15 protein-coding genes are annotated in these 18,138 nt (G+C 41.2%); 14 read left to right on the forward strand and 1 reads right to left on the reverse strand.

From position 1 onward, the window contains the following. The first annotated feature begins 52 nt into the window (after positions 1 to 52). Genes EZE20_RS12430 through EZE20_RS12495 form a run of 14 tightly spaced genes read left to right on the forward strand, consistent with a single transcriptional unit; the run spans position 53 to position 16,374 of the window. On the forward strand, positions 53 to 2,542 hold the full coding sequence (locus tag EZE20_RS12430) for an SLBB domain-containing protein (protein WP_132118065.1): 2,490 nt from the start codon (positions 53 to 55) through the stop codon (positions 2,540 to 2,542). A gap of 12 nt (positions 2,543 to 2,554) precedes the next feature. Next, entirely contained in the window at positions 2,555 to 3,631 is a 1,077-nt protein-coding gene (locus tag EZE20_RS12435) for a hypothetical protein (RefSeq protein ID WP_132118067.1), read from the forward strand. Between the two features lie 5 nt (positions 3,632 to 3,636). Continuing rightward, the gene (locus EZE20_RS12440; protein WP_132118069.1) at positions 3,637 to 4,464 is read left to right on the forward strand and encodes an ABC transporter permease; all 828 of its coding nucleotides are present in this window, start codon (positions 3,637 to 3,639) and stop codon (positions 4,462 to 4,464) included. A gap of 17 nt (positions 4,465 to 4,481) precedes the next feature. Next, entirely contained in the window at positions 4,482 to 5,741 is a 1,260-nt protein-coding gene (locus EZE20_RS12445) for an ABC transporter ATP-binding protein (RefSeq protein WP_132118071.1), read from the forward strand. After that, positions 5,734 to 6,816 carry a DegT/DnrJ/EryC1/StrS family aminotransferase gene (locus EZE20_RS12450; protein WP_132118073.1) on the forward strand — a complete coding sequence of 361 codons (1,083 nt, stop codon included), beginning with the start codon at positions 5,734 to 5,736 and terminating at the stop codon, positions 6,814 to 6,816. The genes EZE20_RS12445 and EZE20_RS12450 overlap by 8 nt, the downstream gene beginning before the upstream one ends. A gap of 3 nt (positions 6,817 to 6,819) precedes the next feature. Beyond that, a complete protein-coding gene (locus EZE20_RS12455) occupies positions 6,820 to 8,859 on the forward strand; it encodes an ArnT family glycosyltransferase (RefSeq protein WP_132118075.1) in 2,040 nt (679 codons plus the stop codon). Further along, positions 8,856 to 9,554: a WbqC family protein gene (locus tag EZE20_RS12460; RefSeq protein WP_132118077.1), complete on the forward strand. Its 699-nt coding sequence runs from the start codon at positions 8,856 to 8,858 to the stop codon at positions 9,552 to 9,554. Before EZE20_RS12455 ends, EZE20_RS12460 begins: the two co-directional genes overlap by 4 nt. A gap of 2 nt (positions 9,555 to 9,556) precedes the next feature. Next, entirely contained in the window at positions 9,557 to 10,216 is a 660-nt protein-coding gene (locus EZE20_RS12465; RefSeq protein ID WP_132118079.1) for an acetyltransferase, read from the forward strand. Between the two features lie 43 nt (positions 10,217 to 10,259). After that, a complete protein-coding gene (locus EZE20_RS12470; protein WP_132118081.1) occupies positions 10,260 to 11,480 on the forward strand; it encodes a glycosyltransferase family 4 protein in 1,221 nt (406 codons plus the stop codon). After that, the gene (locus tag EZE20_RS12475; RefSeq protein ID WP_132118083.1) at positions 11,477 to 12,463 is read left to right on the forward strand and encodes a glycosyltransferase family protein; all 987 of its coding nucleotides are present in this window, start codon (positions 11,477 to 11,479) and stop codon (positions 12,461 to 12,463) included. The genes EZE20_RS12470 and EZE20_RS12475 overlap by 4 nt, the downstream gene beginning before the upstream one ends. Beyond that, a complete protein-coding gene (locus tag EZE20_RS12480; protein WP_132118085.1) occupies positions 12,460 to 13,182 on the forward strand; it encodes a DUF5672 family protein in 723 nt (240 codons plus the stop codon). The genes EZE20_RS12475 and EZE20_RS12480 overlap by 4 nt, the downstream gene beginning before the upstream one ends. A 5-nt stretch (positions 13,183 to 13,187) precedes the next feature. Beyond that, positions 13,188 to 14,147: a hypothetical protein gene (locus tag EZE20_RS12485; RefSeq protein WP_132118087.1), complete on the forward strand. Its 960-nt coding sequence runs from the start codon at positions 13,188 to 13,190 to the stop codon at positions 14,145 to 14,147. 11 nt (positions 14,148 to 14,158) lie between these two features. Further along, a complete protein-coding gene (locus EZE20_RS12490; protein WP_132118449.1) occupies positions 14,159 to 15,046 on the forward strand; it encodes a glycosyltransferase family 2 protein in 888 nt (295 codons plus the stop codon). Then, positions 15,043 to 16,374, forward strand: coding sequence for a hypothetical protein (locus EZE20_RS12495; protein ID WP_132118089.1), 1,332 nt, complete (start codon positions 15,043 to 15,045; stop codon positions 16,372 to 16,374). The genes EZE20_RS12490 and EZE20_RS12495 overlap by 4 nt, the downstream gene beginning before the upstream one ends. On the opposite strand, the gene EZE20_RS12500 is transcribed toward EZE20_RS12495, so the two are convergent. Further along, positions 16,364 to 18,034 (reverse strand): hypothetical protein, encoded by a 1,671-nt coding sequence (locus tag EZE20_RS12500; RefSeq protein WP_132118091.1) that lies wholly within the window; start codon positions 18,032 to 18,034, stop codon positions 16,364 to 16,366. The two genes, EZE20_RS12495 and EZE20_RS12500, sit on opposite strands and share 11 nt — an antisense overlap. Positions 18,035 to 18,138 lie beyond the last annotated feature (104 nt).

The raw sequence follows: 18,138 nt of genomic DNA on the forward strand, positions 1-18,138 counted from the left end.
GATACGATTTTTGGCGACTTATTCACATTGTACATTTCACAATTTTCATCCTATGAACTTGAATACCATTGCAAGGTATCAGAAAAATTTTCTGTTTATACCAATCCTTTTGTTCTTTTCAATATCCACCGTTTTCTCACAGGTAAATGCTCCTGCTCCCGCCGGAACCCCCAGTGCACCAGCTCCCACCAATACCGGAACAACCCAAGGAACTACAAACCAGGGAACTAACGCACCAGCAAATGCTCCCAGAAGTGCCGCCAATCCAACTGCCCCAACAGTTCAGGGTGCCTCAGGAAATGATGCGACTGACCTTATCAATAAATCAAAAACGGAAGAAGCCTTAAAAAGCGCCCAGCAAAATGCAGATGCCGCCCAGAATGAAGCAGTATCTGCCGCAGAACAGGCAAAAATTGCACTTAGAGAAAAAATCTTTGGGTATTCAATTTTTGCCAATAAGAGTTTTGACCTCATTCCCGATCAGATGATTGCTACTCCCCGCGACTACACGATTGGACCGGGAGATAATCTGAACCTTTATATATATGGATATGCTCAGATTCCAGACCTTGAATTATTAGTAAACAGGGATGGCTTTGTTTCCATTCCAAAAGTGGGGAACGTAAACTTAGGAGGAAAGTCAATTGAAGAAGCACAAAAAATTCTATTAGCTCGATTTTCAAGATTCATTCCCAGTCTGTTAGGTTCTGGTGGGCAGCCTGCTCCTACCAAATTAATGCTCAGCCTTGGTCAAATCCGATCCATAAAAGTTTTCGTAACAGGAGAAGTTATTAACCCCGGAGTATATGAACTAACGTCTCTATCTTCTGCCTTCAACGCGCTCTATCAGGCAGGGGGCCCAAACGAAATCGGTTCTTTCCGTGAAGTACGGGTAATCAGAAACAATAAGGTAGTGTCGAAATTTGACATCTATGATTATCTGATTGAAGGCACGCTTGATGGCGATATTCGGGTACAAGACAATGATAATATTAATGTAGGATACTACAAAAAGAGGATCGAAGTAACAGGGAACGTCAAGCGTCCTGGCATTTTTGAAGCAAAAGCCTCCGAAAAACTTAGTGATATCCTTAGATATGCGGGCGGATTTACGGATAATGCTTATCAAGGTTTGGTAAAAGTGTATCGTATAACCAATCGGGAACGTAAGATTTTGGATGTTTCAAGCGACAAATTTGACACATTTGAGCTTTCTACGGGCGATGAGGTGATTGTGGAAACTGTACTTGACCGTTTTGAGAATATTGTTACGATTGAAGGCGCAGTGATGCGCCCCGGTGAATATTCCGTTGATAATAACCCAACACTCAAAACACTTCTGAAAAATGCACAGGGATTGCGCGAAGATGCTTTCACTGGACGCGTAACAGTTACCCGCACCCGCGAAGACCAATCGGTTGTCAGTATTCCACTAAATTTGACTGACCTATTCAATAATACGGTACCTGATCTGGAACTGACCCGATTGGATCTGGTAACAGTTCCCTCAAAATTTGACATGGCAGAGCAATCTACCGTACATATTCAAGGGGAAGTAAACAACACCCAAATTGGTGATAATGGAGGAAACTTTCCCTACATGGCCAATATGACGCTGGAAGATCTGCTGGTGAAAGCTGGCGGATTCAAGGAATCAGCAGCTTCACAAGTAGAGGTTGTGCGCAGGGTTCGGGACTCTAATGCACAGGCTGCCGATGCAGCGATTTCCAAAATCTATCGCTTTGATGTTAGCCGTGATTTATCATTAAATGGACAGGCAAGTGGCTTCACACTTATGCCATTTGATGAGGTAATTGTACGGAAATCACCAAATTATCAGGAGCAACAATTCGTAGCACTGGAAGGTGAAATCCTGAATCCCGGACAGTATGGCATTATGAGTAAAAATGAAAAAATCACGGATCTTTTACAACGTGCAGGTGGACTTACAGACCTTGCCTATATAAAAGGCGCCACTTTAATTCGGACAACTCCCGTGTCAGAATTTGAATCCCAACAAACAGCAACTGCTATTGGACAGATCTCTAATGATGTCAAAAACGGAGCCTTCAATATTGGAGGTGGCGGCGAAGTTCGTCAGGAATTTATTGGAATTCAATTGGAGAAAATCCTTAAAAATCCGGAATCAAACGATAACCTAATTATTCAGGAAGGAGACATTATTCGTATTCCAAAACGGTTGGAAACGGTGCAGGTAAAAGGCGAACTTCTGTATCCAACCACTGTAAAATACAATGACAACATGGCGTTTTTGGATTACGTCTCACAATCAGGTGGTTTTACGAGGACCTCTTTGAGAAGAAGCGCCTATGTAAAATACCCCAATGGTTCGGTGGATCGTACCCGGAAATTCCTGTTTTTTAATGTGTATCCAAAAGTAGAACCCGGCTCAGAAATTTATGTACCGGTTAAAGCAGGCAGTGAATTAACTGCCCAACAGGTACTGCAACAAGGTGTAGCTGTTACTTCCACCCTTATGACCCTCATTCTTTCTGTTCTTGCCTTCCGCAATATCCGATAACATAAACCTATTATGCCACAAGTAGTAAATCAATCAATACCCGAAGATCAGATTTCACCGAAGCTGGTTCTTCTCAAAATAGTTTCAGTAAAGGACTCGCTCGTAAAAAATTGGAAACTGATTCTGCTTTTTTGTGTCATTGGATATGGAATTGGGTTTGCACTGGATTTGTATCTAAAAAAACGGGATCAATACCAGGCAACCGTACTTTTCAATCTGGGTTCAGGCGGTGGATCTACTGGCGGAATTGGCGATGTAGCCGGCCTTTTGGGATTGGGCTCTACGCCTGACGCCAATATATTTACCGGCGAAAACTTCTTCTATTTTGTTAAATCCCGACCAGTAGTGGAACGGGCACTTATGAAAGAAGTTGAGGTTGGTTCAAAGAAGATGTTACTTGCCAACTTTTACATCGATTCAAGTGCGATTTTGGAAAATGAATGGAAAGAAAATGAAAAACTTCAAAATTTTCATTTTACAAAAAACGACCCCAAAGAGTTCAACATGCAGGAACGCCTGGCTCTCAATGATGTTTTAGAGCGTATTCGGGTAGGTACTGATGTTTATCAACCTGATCGTAAATCTTCCTTTATAATGATTCAGGTGACCATCGAAAATCCACTTCTTTCAGAAACCTGGGCAAATATCTTACTTGAAACCGTGGAAGAGGTTTATACAGAAAATCAAACATCCAAAACCCGGCGGACGCTCAATTTGCTACAAAACCGTGCTGATTCGCTTTCCCGAATCCTTGGCGGAACCGAAAACAGATTGGCCCGTCAAATTGATTATAGTACCAATATCGTCGATCCCGTTGGTAAAGTTCAGGTAAATCGTCTGCAAAGAAGCTCGGAATTTGTGCAGCAGCTGTATATGGAAGCCATGCGGAATGTAGAAGCCATGAAGGTATCTTTGGTTCGCGAAGCTCCACTTTTCACGATTATTGAGCCGGTAAAGAATCCCGTGGATCGTAAATCGGACGAAGGTAAAAGAGCTCAGATTGGTTTACTGCTAGGTTTGCTTTTAGCCTTAGTTTTTATCTATTTTAAAAGTGTCTACGCTGCGATCATGAGTGATCCAAGGGCCTAAATTCTATGAGTTATCGTATTACTATAAAAGCGGGCGGGTCAGAAAAAGACTATTGGAAGGATCTATGGAGAAACCGTCAGTTGCTCTGGATTCTTGCCAAACGGGACATTTCGGTTCGGTATAAACAAACATTGCTTGGCATTGCATGGAGCGTCATTCGCCCCTTGATGACTATGCTCGTAATGGCCGTAGTGTTTAGTTTTATTGCCCGGCTACCCGGCGATCCCGGAATCCCCTATCCACTCATGATTTTGGGCGGATTGACCATTTGGACATTTTTTTCCAATGCGTTTGGACAGGTCAGCAATAGCGTACTCATTAATTCAAATCTGGTATCCAAAGTTTACTTTCCCCGGCTTTTCATGCCGCTAAGCGCTGTCTCGGTGAGTTTCATCGATTTCCTGATTTCGCTTGTACTCTTTATTTGCCTAAGTTTTTACTACAACTATCCGCCAAGTATAAATATAATTTTCCTGCCCTTTTTCATCGTTTTGACTTTCATTACGTCCATGGGCTTTGGACTATTCTTTGCGGTGATCAACGTTCGTTTTCGCGACATTGCTCAGTTGGTTCCCTTCATAATTCAGGTCGGCATGTACATTTGCCCAATCGCATACAGCAGCCGACTTGTTGAGGGGAAATGGTTCTATAAATTTTATATCATGAACCCGGTCGTTGGAATTGTGGATGGTTTTAAATGGTGCCTTTTGGGAGACAATGCCTACTTTGATCCCAATAGCCTCTATTCCACATTAATCATTTCAATACTAGCATTGTTGCTGTCCGTTATGTACTTTCGTAAGAAAGAAAACACCTTTGTCGACAATATCTGATAGAGTTTCTATTGCCTATGCACGTCATATCAGCTGAGAATATCAGCAAAAAATATATTATTGATCACCAACGTTCGCGTAAATCGTCGAGTTTAAAGGACGCGTTTTCAAATACGTTTGAACAACTATTTTCCAGGGAAAAGAAAGATTCGGACTTTAAGGAAAAGGAAGAATTCTGGGCGTTAAAAGATGTCAGCTTTACAATTGATCAGGGCGACCGCATCGGGATTGTAGGACATAATGGCGCCGGGAAATCGACACTGCTAAAAATCCTCAGCCGGATTACCGATCCAACAACCGGTCAGGTAACAATTGATGGACGAGTCGCAAGTCTTCTGGAAGTAGGTACAGGCTTTCATCCAGAACTTACCGGACGAGAAAATATTTTCCTTAACGGCGCAATCCTTGGAATGGACAAAAGTGAAATCAAAAGATCGTTTGATGCGATCGTTGATTTTGCCGGAGTAGAAAAATTTCTTGATACGCCCGTGAAACGCTATTCGTCCGGGATGTACGTGCGTTTGGGATTTGCCATTGCTGCTCATTTGGAACCTGAAATTATGATTATCGATGAGGTATTGGCCGTTGGTGATGCTGAATTTCAGAAAAAATGCCTGGGGAAAATGAGGGACGTCTCCGAAAGTGGCCGTACGCTACTTTTTGTGAGTCATAATCTCACGGCAATTCAGGCCTTATGTAACAAATCATTCTTTTTTGAAAAAGGGCAACTGATAGATCAGGGAGAAACTACGCACATTGTAACGACTTATCTGAGCAGGGTATCACAAAAAAGGCTCGAAAGAAGCTGGGAAGATGTGAACTCAGCTCCCGGAAATGATCAGGTTCGTGTAAAGAGTTTCCGGATTCTTCCTGAATACGTCGACAATCTCATACATATAGATGTTCGAACACCAATGCAGGTACAGTTTGAATTCTGGAATATGGTAGATCAGGCTCGCCTGAATTTAAGCCTGCATTTATATTCATACACCGGCGAATGTATCTTCAACGTTGGAACTTCTTCGCAACCTTTTGACAAAGGGCTCATCACGGGTGCTCTCGAAATTCCGGGACATTTTTTGAACGATGGTTCCTATGTGATTTCAATCATGGTAGTGAAAGATACAAGTTCCGTCATTTACAATATGGAAGAAGCCCTCACTTTTGACGTCGAAGATTATCGTGAAAACGTAAGTTGGTACGGAAAATGGCCGGGCTATATTCGCCCTCAATTAAATTTTTCACTGAGACAAACCGAAAACGTAGTGAATGATTAATGTCACTAAAACCTTCCTGCCTGACAAGGAAGAATATATAAAGTACATCAGCGAAATCTGGGACAGAGTACAGCTGACCAACAACGGCCCTCTTCTCCAAAAGCTCGAAGCCGAGCTAAAAAAGTATCTGGGGGTTGATGATCTCTACTTTTGCAGTAATGGTACAGTTGTTCTCCAAATCGCGCTCAAAGCATTAGGCGTAAAAAAAGAGGTCATTACCACACCATTTTCGTACTGCGCAACAACCAATTCCATTCTTTGGGAAAATTGTACTCCCGTTTTTGTCGATATTGATGCAAATACCTTCAATATTGATCCAACATTAATTGAGGCGGCTATTACTCCTGATACAGAGGCTATTATGGCTACTCACGTATACGGAAATCCCTGTGAGGTGGAAGCAATTGAAGAAATTGCCAAAAAACATTCGCTCAAAGTAATTTATGATAGTGCGCATGCATTTGGAGTTACTTACAAAGGCAAATCCTTACTTTCCTTTGGCGATATAAGTACATGCAGTTTTCATGCAACCAAGGTATTTCATACAATTGAAGGCGGTGCCATCATTTCCAACCATCCCGAATTACACGAAAAATTGCACTTGCTGCGGGCTTTTGGTCACAGAGGAGATGAGGATTATTTGTTTGCAGGCATTAATGGAAAAAATTCGGAGTTTCATGCCGCTATGGGTTTGTGTAATTTGCCGCATGTTGGCGAAATAATTGCCGCCCGAAAAGCTATTTTTGATATTTACGATGAAACGTTAATCTGGGATACACTGAAAAAACCAGTTCAATCGCCCGACATTTCGTACAACTATTCCTATTATCCGGTAGTCTTTTCTTCCGAATCTGTGATGCGAAGAGTTCAAAAGGCTTTGCTTGAAAATGAAATTGCCCCTCGTCGGTATTTTTATCCTTCCCTGAATACTCTTCCTTTCATGCCCAACTATTTTTCATGCCCTGTTTCGGAGGATATATCTTCCCGGGTTTTATGTTTGCCGCTATATGTTGGTTTGCTTCCCGAAGAAATTCAGAAAATAAGCGTGATTATCAATCAAAACTGTTGCATGTAATTCATGGAGTTTGTCTATTGGATATTCTTTTTTCTTTTTCTCGGATCGGTCGGGCTTGTGGCCAAACGTATCAGCCAACCCTCTCTAATTGAATGGATTCTGTGTAGCTTTCTCCTTTTTACAGGCTCAATTATTCCCACGGGCTTTGTGCTGTCTGCTCTTTATCTGACAGCACATACACCCAGCTGGATTATTGGAAATTTTATAGCCTTAGGTATACATTGGTTTTTTTGGACAAGATTGTCAGGCTCAAAAGTCAATTTTTCAATAAGAGAACTGATAGCCAATAGAATAAGTACATTCGGGCATTGGTTTCAGGAATTGGCCCCTTTCCTAAAATTGCTTTTGATACTGATGTTTGGCACATTGACTATCATTGGAATTACCAATTTGCTGCTTGTACTATTTACGGTTCCAAATGAATGGGACAGTATGACCGGTCACCTCAACCGGGTGGTCAGATATATACAGCATGGAACAATGGCGCACTTTGGGGGTACAAACTGGAATATGGACACTTATCCCAAGAGTGTATGTACCATTCAGATTTACAGCTATTTAATTTCCGGTAAAATTGAGAATGCTTTCAAACTCATTCATCATGCTTCCTATTGGATTACCCTCGTAGCTGTTTTTGGGATTGCGCAACGAATCGGTCGAAACCTTTCAGCCAGCTTTTTTTGTGCCCTTGCCTACGGATTGTTTTTGGATTTTTTGATGCAGGCCGTTACAACTGAAACCGATAGCGTGCTGACGGCCTACCTGAGTTGTCTGTTATATTTTTTATTTACTTATCAGGCTACTCGAAATACACATTACCTGTATCTCTCTGGTTTTGTATTCGGCATTGCCCTTGGGCATAAGGTAACCTTTGTGTTGCTGCTGCCCTCGGTATTTGTCCTGATGATCTATACTGTTTTTCTTTCACCTTCCTTGAAAGTCACTATTCAACGCGTCTTTTCATTAGGTATTGCCATCCTTTTGGCAGTTTTAATTTACACGCTTCCTTCGGGCTATATTCGTAATATTCAGGAATTTGGGCACCCAATTGGTCCACCCACTGCCTTGCAGCACCAATCCGTAGAACGTGCCGGAAGTTTACGAAATCTGTTGGAACAAGGGAGCCGTAATGTGGTTCGGTATAGCTATGATTTCTTTAATCTGGATGGAATTCGGAATGCTCAATGGGGCTACGATCTAAATACGCAGTTACGGAAACCGCTCGTAGTTCTGGAAGACAAGCTAGGCATGCGTCTCGACGAAGAAACAGATTTTTCCATCGTACCCTTTTCCTTTCAGCGCAGATTTGAATATTACAACGCCAATCCTTACTGGGGTATTTTGGGTTTTGCCTTGCTGCTGCCGTTGGTTTTACTGGTCTTTTTCCGTGTATTTCGTTCACGTCCGCATTGGTTTCTGGCAGCGGCCATCATTCTTCACTTTCTGGCTCTCTCCTACTCTGCCCCATACGACCCATTCAAAGGAAGGTATTTTATTGAAACCGGGCTATTTGCTGTTTTCTTTTTGTTGCTGCTCTTTTCAAACCACCGCTTATCCATTTTGAAACCCCGGCGCTGGGTGTGGAAAAGCTACGTAGCACTCATTATAGGTTTAGCCTGTATTTCGGCGGTTATGGCTGTTTATCTGAACATCCGGTGTCTGCCGATTTCGGCTTATGGATATGAATCAGCTTTCACAACGGAGCGAATAAAATTCCAGACTTTTGCCCGGCCCGACACCTATCTTGCCTACAAAAGGTTTGATTCTATCGTACCTCCGCAGGCTACTGTGGCCTTGGGGACAATCAATGATGACTTTGAATATCCCTTGTATGGAGAAGATTTGACCCGCAAATTAATTTCAATAAATCCTTTTGAACAGGGTGTTCAACCGATTCCCAAAGAGGCTGACTATTTATTTTTTGCGAAAAGCGTAATTTCTCCACAACCCGGAGACCTTCGTCTGAGCTCGGATGAACAGCTCGAAAACCTATTGGTAAAAGGTGAAGAGTACTACTTACGGAAATTAACCGAATTAGAATGACCATAGCCATCATGCAGCCCTATTTCCTGCCCTACATTGGGTATTTTCAATTGCTTTATGCAGTTGACAGGTTTGTGCTTTATGATGACGTCAATTATATTAATCGAGGTTGGGTCAATCGAAATAATATTTTACTTGCGGGAAAACCTCATTTGTTTACTGTTCCGCTGCAAAATGCCAGTCAGAACAAAAAAATCTATGAAGTTACTCTTTCTGAGGATCAGGCCTGGCGAAAAAAATTATTGAAGACCATTCAGCAGGCTTATCAGAAAGCACCACATTTTGAGATCGTTTTTCAGATGCTTGAATCTATCCTCAATACACATTCCGAATCAATCGCCGATCTTTGTTACGTATCCATTAGTACCATTGCGACTTACCTGGGCCTGGAAACAGAAATTATTTCTTCATCCCGAAAATATGAGAACGATTTACTGAAAGGGCAGGAACGTATTTTGTCAATTTGTAAATTAGAGGAAGCAAATCGTTATATCAATCCTATTGGTGGACAGGAACTTTACGATAAAGATACATTTGCTAAGCAGGATATTGACCTATATTTCATAAAAACCAAACCGGTATCGTACCCTCAGCTAAAAAACTCATTTGTCCCGTGGTTGTCCATTCTTGACGTCCTGATGTTCAACAACAAAGACGAGACACGGACACTTCTAAACGAATTTGAACTCATTTAACTATGGCAAAAGTAATCATTTTTGGTATTTTAGATACCGCTGAGCTAGCCCACTACTACCTGGAACATGACTCAGAACATGAAGTTGTTGCCTTTACGGTTAATCGTGAATATGTATCAGAACCTACCTTTCGGGGGCTGCCCGTGGTAGCTTTTGAAGATGTAGAAACGCTTTTCCCGCCACAGGAGTTTTCCTTTTTTGCCCCTATGACCGGTCGAAATATGAATCGTAACCGCGAAGCTATTTATAACTCCATCAAAGAAAAAGGGTATTCATTGATTTCCTATATCAGTAGCCACGCTACTATTTTTGATCGAAGCGTAATTGGTGATAACTGTTTTATACTTGAAGATAATACCATCCAACCTTTTACAACCGTCGGTAACAACGTGGTTTTGTGGAGTGGAAATCACATTGGTCATCACGGAAAAATTCAGGACCACGTATTTTTTACCTCTCACGTGGTTTTGTCCGGGCATTGCATTGTAGAGCCTTACTGCTTTTTTGGGGTCAATAGCACGATTCGCGACTATACTCACCTGGCTCAGGGCACGCTTGTCGGAATGGCAGCGGCCATAACCAAAGCCACTGACGAATGGGGTATTTACGTCGGAAATCCTGCAAAAAAAGTCCCCGGAAAGAAAAGTTTTGAAGCTTACTAATGCCCCTTCCTACCTGTGGGAAAAGGTTTATTATCCATTTTGAATGAATTCGCAAAAAGTTCTTTTTATATCTCATGATGCCAATCGGGCCGGAAGTCAGCTTTTGTTGCTTCAATTGATAAGCCTGCTGAAACAAAAAGGTCTGTCGACCCATTTGCTGTTAGGCTATGGCGGAGATTTGGAATCGGAATTTCGACAAGTCACTGATGTTACAGTTCTTGAAAAGTCATATCAGCCCGTTTCACGGTTTAGTCGGGGACTTTCGAGGTTATCTATTTTTTCCCGTCAAACCAGAAAGTCAACTCAAAAAGATTATTTACAGGTAAAAAAAGAGCTTATACAGGCCAATATCGGGCTTGTATTTGTAAACTCTGTGGCCAATGCCGAATTCTACGAAAAGCATCTGACCTATCTTCACGAGCTTCCGGTAGTCCTGTTTGCTCACGAATTAGAGATGTCAGTTGGCATGTATACCAACGAAATTAGCCTGAATTTTTTGCTTCAAAAATGTTGCCACCTGATCACCGTTTCCAAAGCTGTTTCCAGCTATTATATTGGCAAACATAATTTTCCAGAGCAACAAATCAGTACGTTTACGTTAATCAATACTCAGGAAATTTCGGAGAAATTAGCCGTTGTGGATCCTGACTATTTAAAAAAAGAACTAGGAATACCCCAACATGCTCTCGTCGTCGGCGGCTGTGGGAATGCTGAATGGCGAAAAGGAAATGATATTTTTAACCTCGTGGCGCATGAGGTTATTTTTCGTAAACCGGAACTTCCCGTTTACTTTGTTTGGATTGGTGCAGGGCCTTCTCAACCATTTTTTGAACAGATTAAGTTTGATATTGAGCGATTTGAACTGCAAAATCGAATTTTATTGATCCCGCCAACGCCCAAAGCGCTGGATTGCATGACACGATTTGACGTTTTTCTTCTCAGTTCCCGAGAAGATCCGTATCCCCTTGTTGTACTGGAAGCAGCTCTGCTTCAAAAACCCATCGTTTGCTTTGATAAAGCGGGCGGCGCACCCGAACTCGTTGAGCAGGATGCCGGTATGGTCGTTGACTATCTGGATATTCAGGCTACGGCCGATGCCGTTCTTTCTCTTTTGGAACAACCGGAAATTAGACGGTCCAAGGGACAAAGGGCCTATCAAAAGGTGTTACAAAGGCACAATACCGAACAAAGTATTCAAAATGTGTTAAATATCATCAGAGCTAATCTGCCGCAGGTGGCTTCCATAACCACTTCCACAGAATGACCATTGCATTTACCATTTGCTCTATCAATTACCTGGCGCAGGCCCGTACGCTTGGTACCTCACTAAAAAAGACTAATCCCGATGTTCGGTATTTTGTGGGGTTGGTGGATCGACTTGATGACGTTCAGTTTGAGCCTGGTTTTTTGCCCGATTTTTCTTTGATTGAAGTTCATACCATTGGCATTGGGCGATTTGAGGAAATGTGTGATCGGTATAATATTACCGAATTAAATACTGCGGTTAAACCTTTCTACTTTACTTACTTCTTTTCACAGTTCCCGGAGGCGCAGCAGGTTATTTATTTCGACCCTGATATAATTGTATATCAACCACTTACAGAACTAATCAATCAATTAAAAAAGCATGAGGCGGTAGTAACGCCCCATATTTGCACACCCATAGAAGACACCAAAACTCCAAACGAACTTCATCATCTCAATACGGGAGTGTATAATCTGGGTTTTTGCGCATTTCGCAGAAGTATCGAATCGTTGAATTTCATACGTTGGTGGGAAGAAAAACTTCGGTACGAATGCCTCATTTCGCTTTGCGACGGGTTATTTGTGGACCAAAACTGGATGAATTTTCTGCCCCTTTTCATTGAAAATACCTGTATTGAAAAAAATCCGGGCTATAACATGGCCTACTGGAATCTTCACGAACGGCAGGCGTCACAAATTGAAAATGAGTGGATTATAAATGACTTGTACCCATTACTATTTTTCCATTACAGCGGCTATGATCCCAAAAATCCTGATGATATTTCTAAATATCAGGATCGATTTACATTCCAAATGCGTCCTGACTTAAAACCGCTTTTTGAAATTTATCACAATCAATTACTGGAAAACGGCAATTCCTACTACCGCACATTTCCATGTAGATATATCAAACCAAACAAAATTTATAAATATGCCCGCGTAAGAAAAGCCTTAACTGATCCATTAAAAAAACTGGTGAAAGCCCTTGAATCCTACACATGAAAGAATTAGTAACTATACTTATTCCTCTTTCTGATAAAGATTTAACACCTTTCCAGAAAAAAAATCTGGCAAGCTGTCAAGCCCACTTAGGCGATTTTCAGATTACATTCATTAAGGCAGATTGTAATGAATGTGTGGCAGAAGTTCTTGAAATTTGTCCAAAAGCTGATTTTTTTTCGGTGGATGATCGATATTTCACTGCTTCACAAGGGTTGGCCAAATTTCTGCTAAGTGAGGAGTTATACGATATGTTTAGTTGGAGTCGTTTTTTACTTTGGTTTGATATGAATTCGTACGTGCATCGAAACGAACTTGCGTATTGGTGCCGGCAGGGTTATGACCTCATTCAGTTGTACCCAGCGTTTGATACAAACCTTACGCAAATGGATCAGTGGCGAAGAATAATTAATCCTGGGAAATCGATACTACTGGAAAAAGAAATATACCGGAGTTTTCAGCACAGCGCCGGATTTTCTTTACGTCGGGTAGATGTCTTTCAGAAGCTCGTTCGTAAGAAAAAATCCTTGATTTTCTCTTTTTTTCAAGAAATGTCCGGTATTGATTCTGCCAATGACTCCCTTTTTCTGGAATACTATCTAAACCGTTGGCGAACAGATCTGGCAATTCCGAACCAAATTTCCCGGAATCGTTTTGTTCACCTTGATCATTTACTTATGCAGGAAGAAATGCCTTTTGCCAGCATTTCACCCATAATTTGAATTGCATGAAAATTGTCTATACAGTTTGTAATCGTGATCAGCTGGCTCAGGCCCTTTGTCTGGGCAAATCTGTTCAGGAACACGCACCTGAGCATCAATTTGTTATTGGTTGGGCAGATTCGGCTGCACTTCCAAACTTGCCAACCTGGGCAATCGGAATAGACCTTTTGTCTTCTTCATTTGATCGCATTCGGGGGCAAGCTTCTACTTATCTTGATTTTGAGTTTGTTACAGCCACGCGCTCATTCTTTGCAAAGGAAATTTTACAGCGTTTTCCGGCATGTCAGGAACTTGTATTTCTTGCGCCAAGTGTCCTCCTTTTTCGATCATTTACTGAAATTTCCCTTTCAAATTACTTTTTGCAGCTAACTCCCCACCGGCTTTCTCCCATTCAAAAAACTGGGACGGTAGATGACAAACGCATATTAAATATGGGCATGTTTCATCACGGAAGCTGGATCTTACATCCCGATGGTCAGGAAGAAAAGTGGCTGAATTGGTGGAATGATCGACTGCTAAACCGAGCTCATTTAAACCTATGCGAGGGCATGTGCCTGGACCAATTATGGCTAAATTATGCGCCACTTTATCATGCTAATGTTACAACGGTTCGGAATGGCGGCTGGCATGTTGGAATACATTCGTTGATTGATTGCACTTTAACAAAAGATTCAACGGGTTACTTTCTGCAAAATTCTCCCATAATCAGCGTTGATTTTGCAGGATTAGAAAGTTTTCATCCGCTATGGTCAGATCATCACATCGAGAATTCGGCTGCTTTAATTGAGCTCCGCTCGATGTATAAGTCCGTACTACTGAGCAATAAATCAGATAACACTTTTGAAGTTCAACGCTTTGGCCTGGCAAGTCGAAATACCAACGCCCGACCGTTTCGGAAAAGAATTTCAGGATCTGTAAAAAATATTATTCACGCGATCGAGCATTTCGATTGGACACACAACTAAGTAAGTCGTTGATGAAATCCCTGGAACAATACACGTCGGATCTCCGCAAGAGCCTTCTAAAATCTCCGAAAAAAGCGATGATGGATCCTTCTTTTCCCCGACTGACGGTCATTACACCTTCCTATAATCAGGGTATTTACCTGGAAAGAACAATTTTGAGTGTCCTGAATCAAGGATATCCAAATCTTGAATACATAATCATAGATGGGGGCTCAACGGATAGTAGTGTTGAAGTTATAAAGAAGTACGAAAACTATTTGTCCTATTGGGTTAGCGAAAAAGACAATGGACAAGTGCATGCACTTAACAAGGGACTTAGTCGTGCCACTGGCGAATGGTTAAGTTTCCAAAACTCGGATGATGTTTATTTTCCAGAAACTTTTTCACGGTTTGGAGCGGTGATCAACAAATATCCGAACGTGTCCATTTTCTATGGAGATTTATTCATGATTACACCGGACGATACCGTAACTGAACTATTGAAAACATTGCCCTTCAATTTTAAAAGTCAATATTTTGAAGGAATGCAGATTCATAATCAATCCTTATTTTTTAAGAAGAAACTCGTAGAAAAATTTGGACTATTCGATGAAAGCTATCGATTTGCTTTTGACTATGAATTCATCACAAGATTTACCGCTCAGCCGGGCACGTACACGAAGCGCATAGAAGGCCTTGCCGGAGCCCTTCGTGTTCACGAGGATGCCAAGTCTTCTACTATTGCAGAGGTTGGCAAACAAGAGCATGCCCGTGTACAGGCCGATTTCAGGAAATACATTTCGGGCGGTTTACCTCATAAATTGCAGTATCTTTACTGCCGAATACGAAAAATAGCCTATTTAGTGGCTCAAATGGACTGGAAATATATTGCCCATCGAAAGAGTCTCCAACAAAAATGAATTTAAGTTCTCTATTTCATCTATTCAATAATCTCCGATACTCGGCGGGTATAGCCATGATGTTTAATGGCTTTCCAATCGTGTTTTTTATTCGGGACACTTTGCATATCGGACCAGCGAGTAATGTTTTTACGGCATTTTTCTTTGCTTTGGCACTTATATTGATGACGCCAACGCACCTCTTTATCCGATTATATAAGCCCAATGTAGTGCTGCTCAAATACGCAGTTCTGTTTCTTGCATTGGCACTTTACCATTTTTTTATCTTCAACAATACTGGGTTTGATTGGTTTGTAGAACTTGGAAACTTTGGCTTTACGTTTGCCTTCCTTTTCATGCTTATTCACGTTCCCAATCATGTCAAAGATACGCTCGTTCCTATCTTGTTCATTTTCGCTTTTTTCTCAAACCTAACCCTTATTTATTCTCTTTTAACTGATCCAAACTGGAAATTGGGAATGCGTGCGGCTGTAACTTTTGAGAATGCAGGCGCTCAGGAAGGTGGAAACCCTCACATTGCCGCCCGAAATGGTTTGGTGTGTCTCTTAACGGCTTTCGTGCTCATGTGGACCTATAAGAATGTTCTTATTCGTCTCTTTTTGATATGTTCAATCCTGATAAGTATTGGAGTTTTGGTGCTAGCTCAGGTAAAATCAAGCCTGCTCGCCTTGGGTTTGATTGCCGGTTTTTTCCTCGTTTTCAACGTAACGCTTGTCAAGACAATTCAGGCTGCAAAGGCCCTATTCAGTCTTCGGAACATTTTAGTTGTGGTAGTAATGGTAGTCCTTCTTAATTTCTTACTAAACAGATTCAGCGACTTTTATAGTGTTTTAGTAGGCTATTGGGCAGGATTTGAAAATAAGATCATGGACATAGTTTTCACTGCCTTTGGTTTAAAAATTTCTGAAACTGCCAGTGTTGATGCCTCTGCTATGGGCCGGGTAACTAGTTTTATTTATTTCCAAAAAGCATTTTTATCACCCGAAATTCTATTTGTTGGTCGTGGATACAAGGATTATTTTATGGATGTCCCGCTCGTAGAGGCCATTATTAATCATGGTATTTTTGGCTTTATCTTTTTTGGCGGTTTTAATTTATATCTGCTGATTTACACCATTCGTGAGATACGAAATCCGACCAATCCGCTTACTTTATTTCTGGCGTACTTTTTCGTTTATTTCACAATTCTGCTTATTTCCAATGGTCGTCCTTACGATGTTTCCTTTTGGTTTCCATACGCAGTTATGATTCGTTTCCTTGGCATTCATTATTTGGATGCTAGTAATAAGCCACTTGAAAATCAAGAACTTGTTACTTCTAGTTCGTAGAAATTGGAATTTCTGCTTTGTAACAATAATAAGGCGCGTGTAAATCGTTGGTAAAAACCTGAATTGGCTCTCGATCGTCCAGGCGAATATCCGTTATAAAATAGTCGTACTTTCCTTGCTTAAAGTCTTCGATTGCGGGTATCGTAGGCACACTGTGACTCGCAAGTTCAGTGTTATCAAGGTATACATCAATATCAAATGCTTTTTTCAGTTTTGGCTCGTCGTAATATTTCAGTAAAATCTGATACTGAATTTCGTACAAACGTTCATCTTCAAAAGCAAACGAACGGGTAACATATGGTAATTGATCCGCTGCAATTTTAGAATTGCCCTTATTCCCCAGCAAATAATTTAGTTTATCAGCCATCTTTAAAGAATCGCGATTTTGCAAAAATTCCCTTTGCAAACACTCTTTTGTTTTGGGGACAAAAAGTTCAAGGTCAGGATGAATCAACAATCGGGATTGATCGGGTAAACTCAAAATATAGGTATAAGCCGCCTCAACGGTAGAGGGCGTATGACTCCTCTGCTGGAATTTTACATATTCAGTAAGATTGGAGCCAATAATTATTGTGGTTAGTACAAGAGCAAGGTATTTTCCGTAAACACCAATACTATTTGCAACAAATCCAATTCCGAGGGCAATCACAATGATTGTTAGCACACCGGCAGGCAGTACGTGTGTATCGTATATTTTGGCTGAACGAAGTACCAAGAATAGGAATACCAGCCAATTGCCGAGTAAAATCAGATAAAAGAATTTACGTCTTTTAAACAGAACCCAAGCCCCGGGCAGACACAGAAAAATGACGAGATAGTTTACAGGGTTCATAAAGTAAATCCTGATAAACTCCATGTTGAAAAGAGTTGCCATTGGCTTATCCTGCATTTTGGCTAGAATTCCGCCAATAAAGGACTTTAAAACCACCAAAGGATCTGTAATTAGAAATGGACATAATAAAATAAAAATGCCAATTACCAGCAAAAAAGCCTGAAACGTTGTTTTCCAGCGCGCTTGTGGTAAAGCGAAAAAGATTCCTGCCAAAAGAATTGGCGCCACAAAAACAAATAGTAGCCTTTCTGCTAAGATCACGGCGAACATTGCTGCAAAGCCAAAAGCCTGTTGGCGCGTAATGCGCTCAGTAAATACCAGTTGTGCCAGCAAATACATAAATAAACTTCCTGATATTGCCTCAGGTCGCAACACGGGTGCATTAAACCAAATTACGTAGGAAGTTATGGATATGAATACGAGCACATGACGGGTAGTTCCTTCCAATAAATCATGACGGCTTTGGTAAATGAATCGGATAAATAAAATCAGGATTATACCGACGACCACCAATTGTATCGTTCTTCCTGCAAGCAAGAATTCTTTTCTGGATAGAAAGTAGTGATAGGCTTGCCAGTCAAATTGTTCAAATATTCCCATCATGCCGTTTACCTCGCCTATGTTAGTGCCGATTTGATACACGACACTTACGCCAAACAGTACAAAGAAGGTGAGTAAGCTTGGGGTCGCCGGCCAATCCAGGCACCGTGGCGTATTGCCATACCACAAAAACACTCCTGAATCGGCTATGTAGTTTTCATCAACGGTAAAATATCCAAAAAAAGGAGAAGCCAGAACGCTTTGATAAAAGGTATATAACCAAATCAAAGCTAAGGTTACACAAGCAAAAAGGAATGGTAAATTGAACCTTTTAGGATAAGTCATTTCGTAAGAAGTGAGGTCTTAATGGAAAGTAGTTCTAAATTTGCAAT

Source organism: Arundinibacter roseus, from assembly GCF_004348825.1.
In the GTDB taxonomy this organism is placed as follows: domain Bacteria; phylum Bacteroidota; class Bacteroidia; order Cytophagales; family Spirosomataceae; genus Arundinibacter; species Arundinibacter roseus.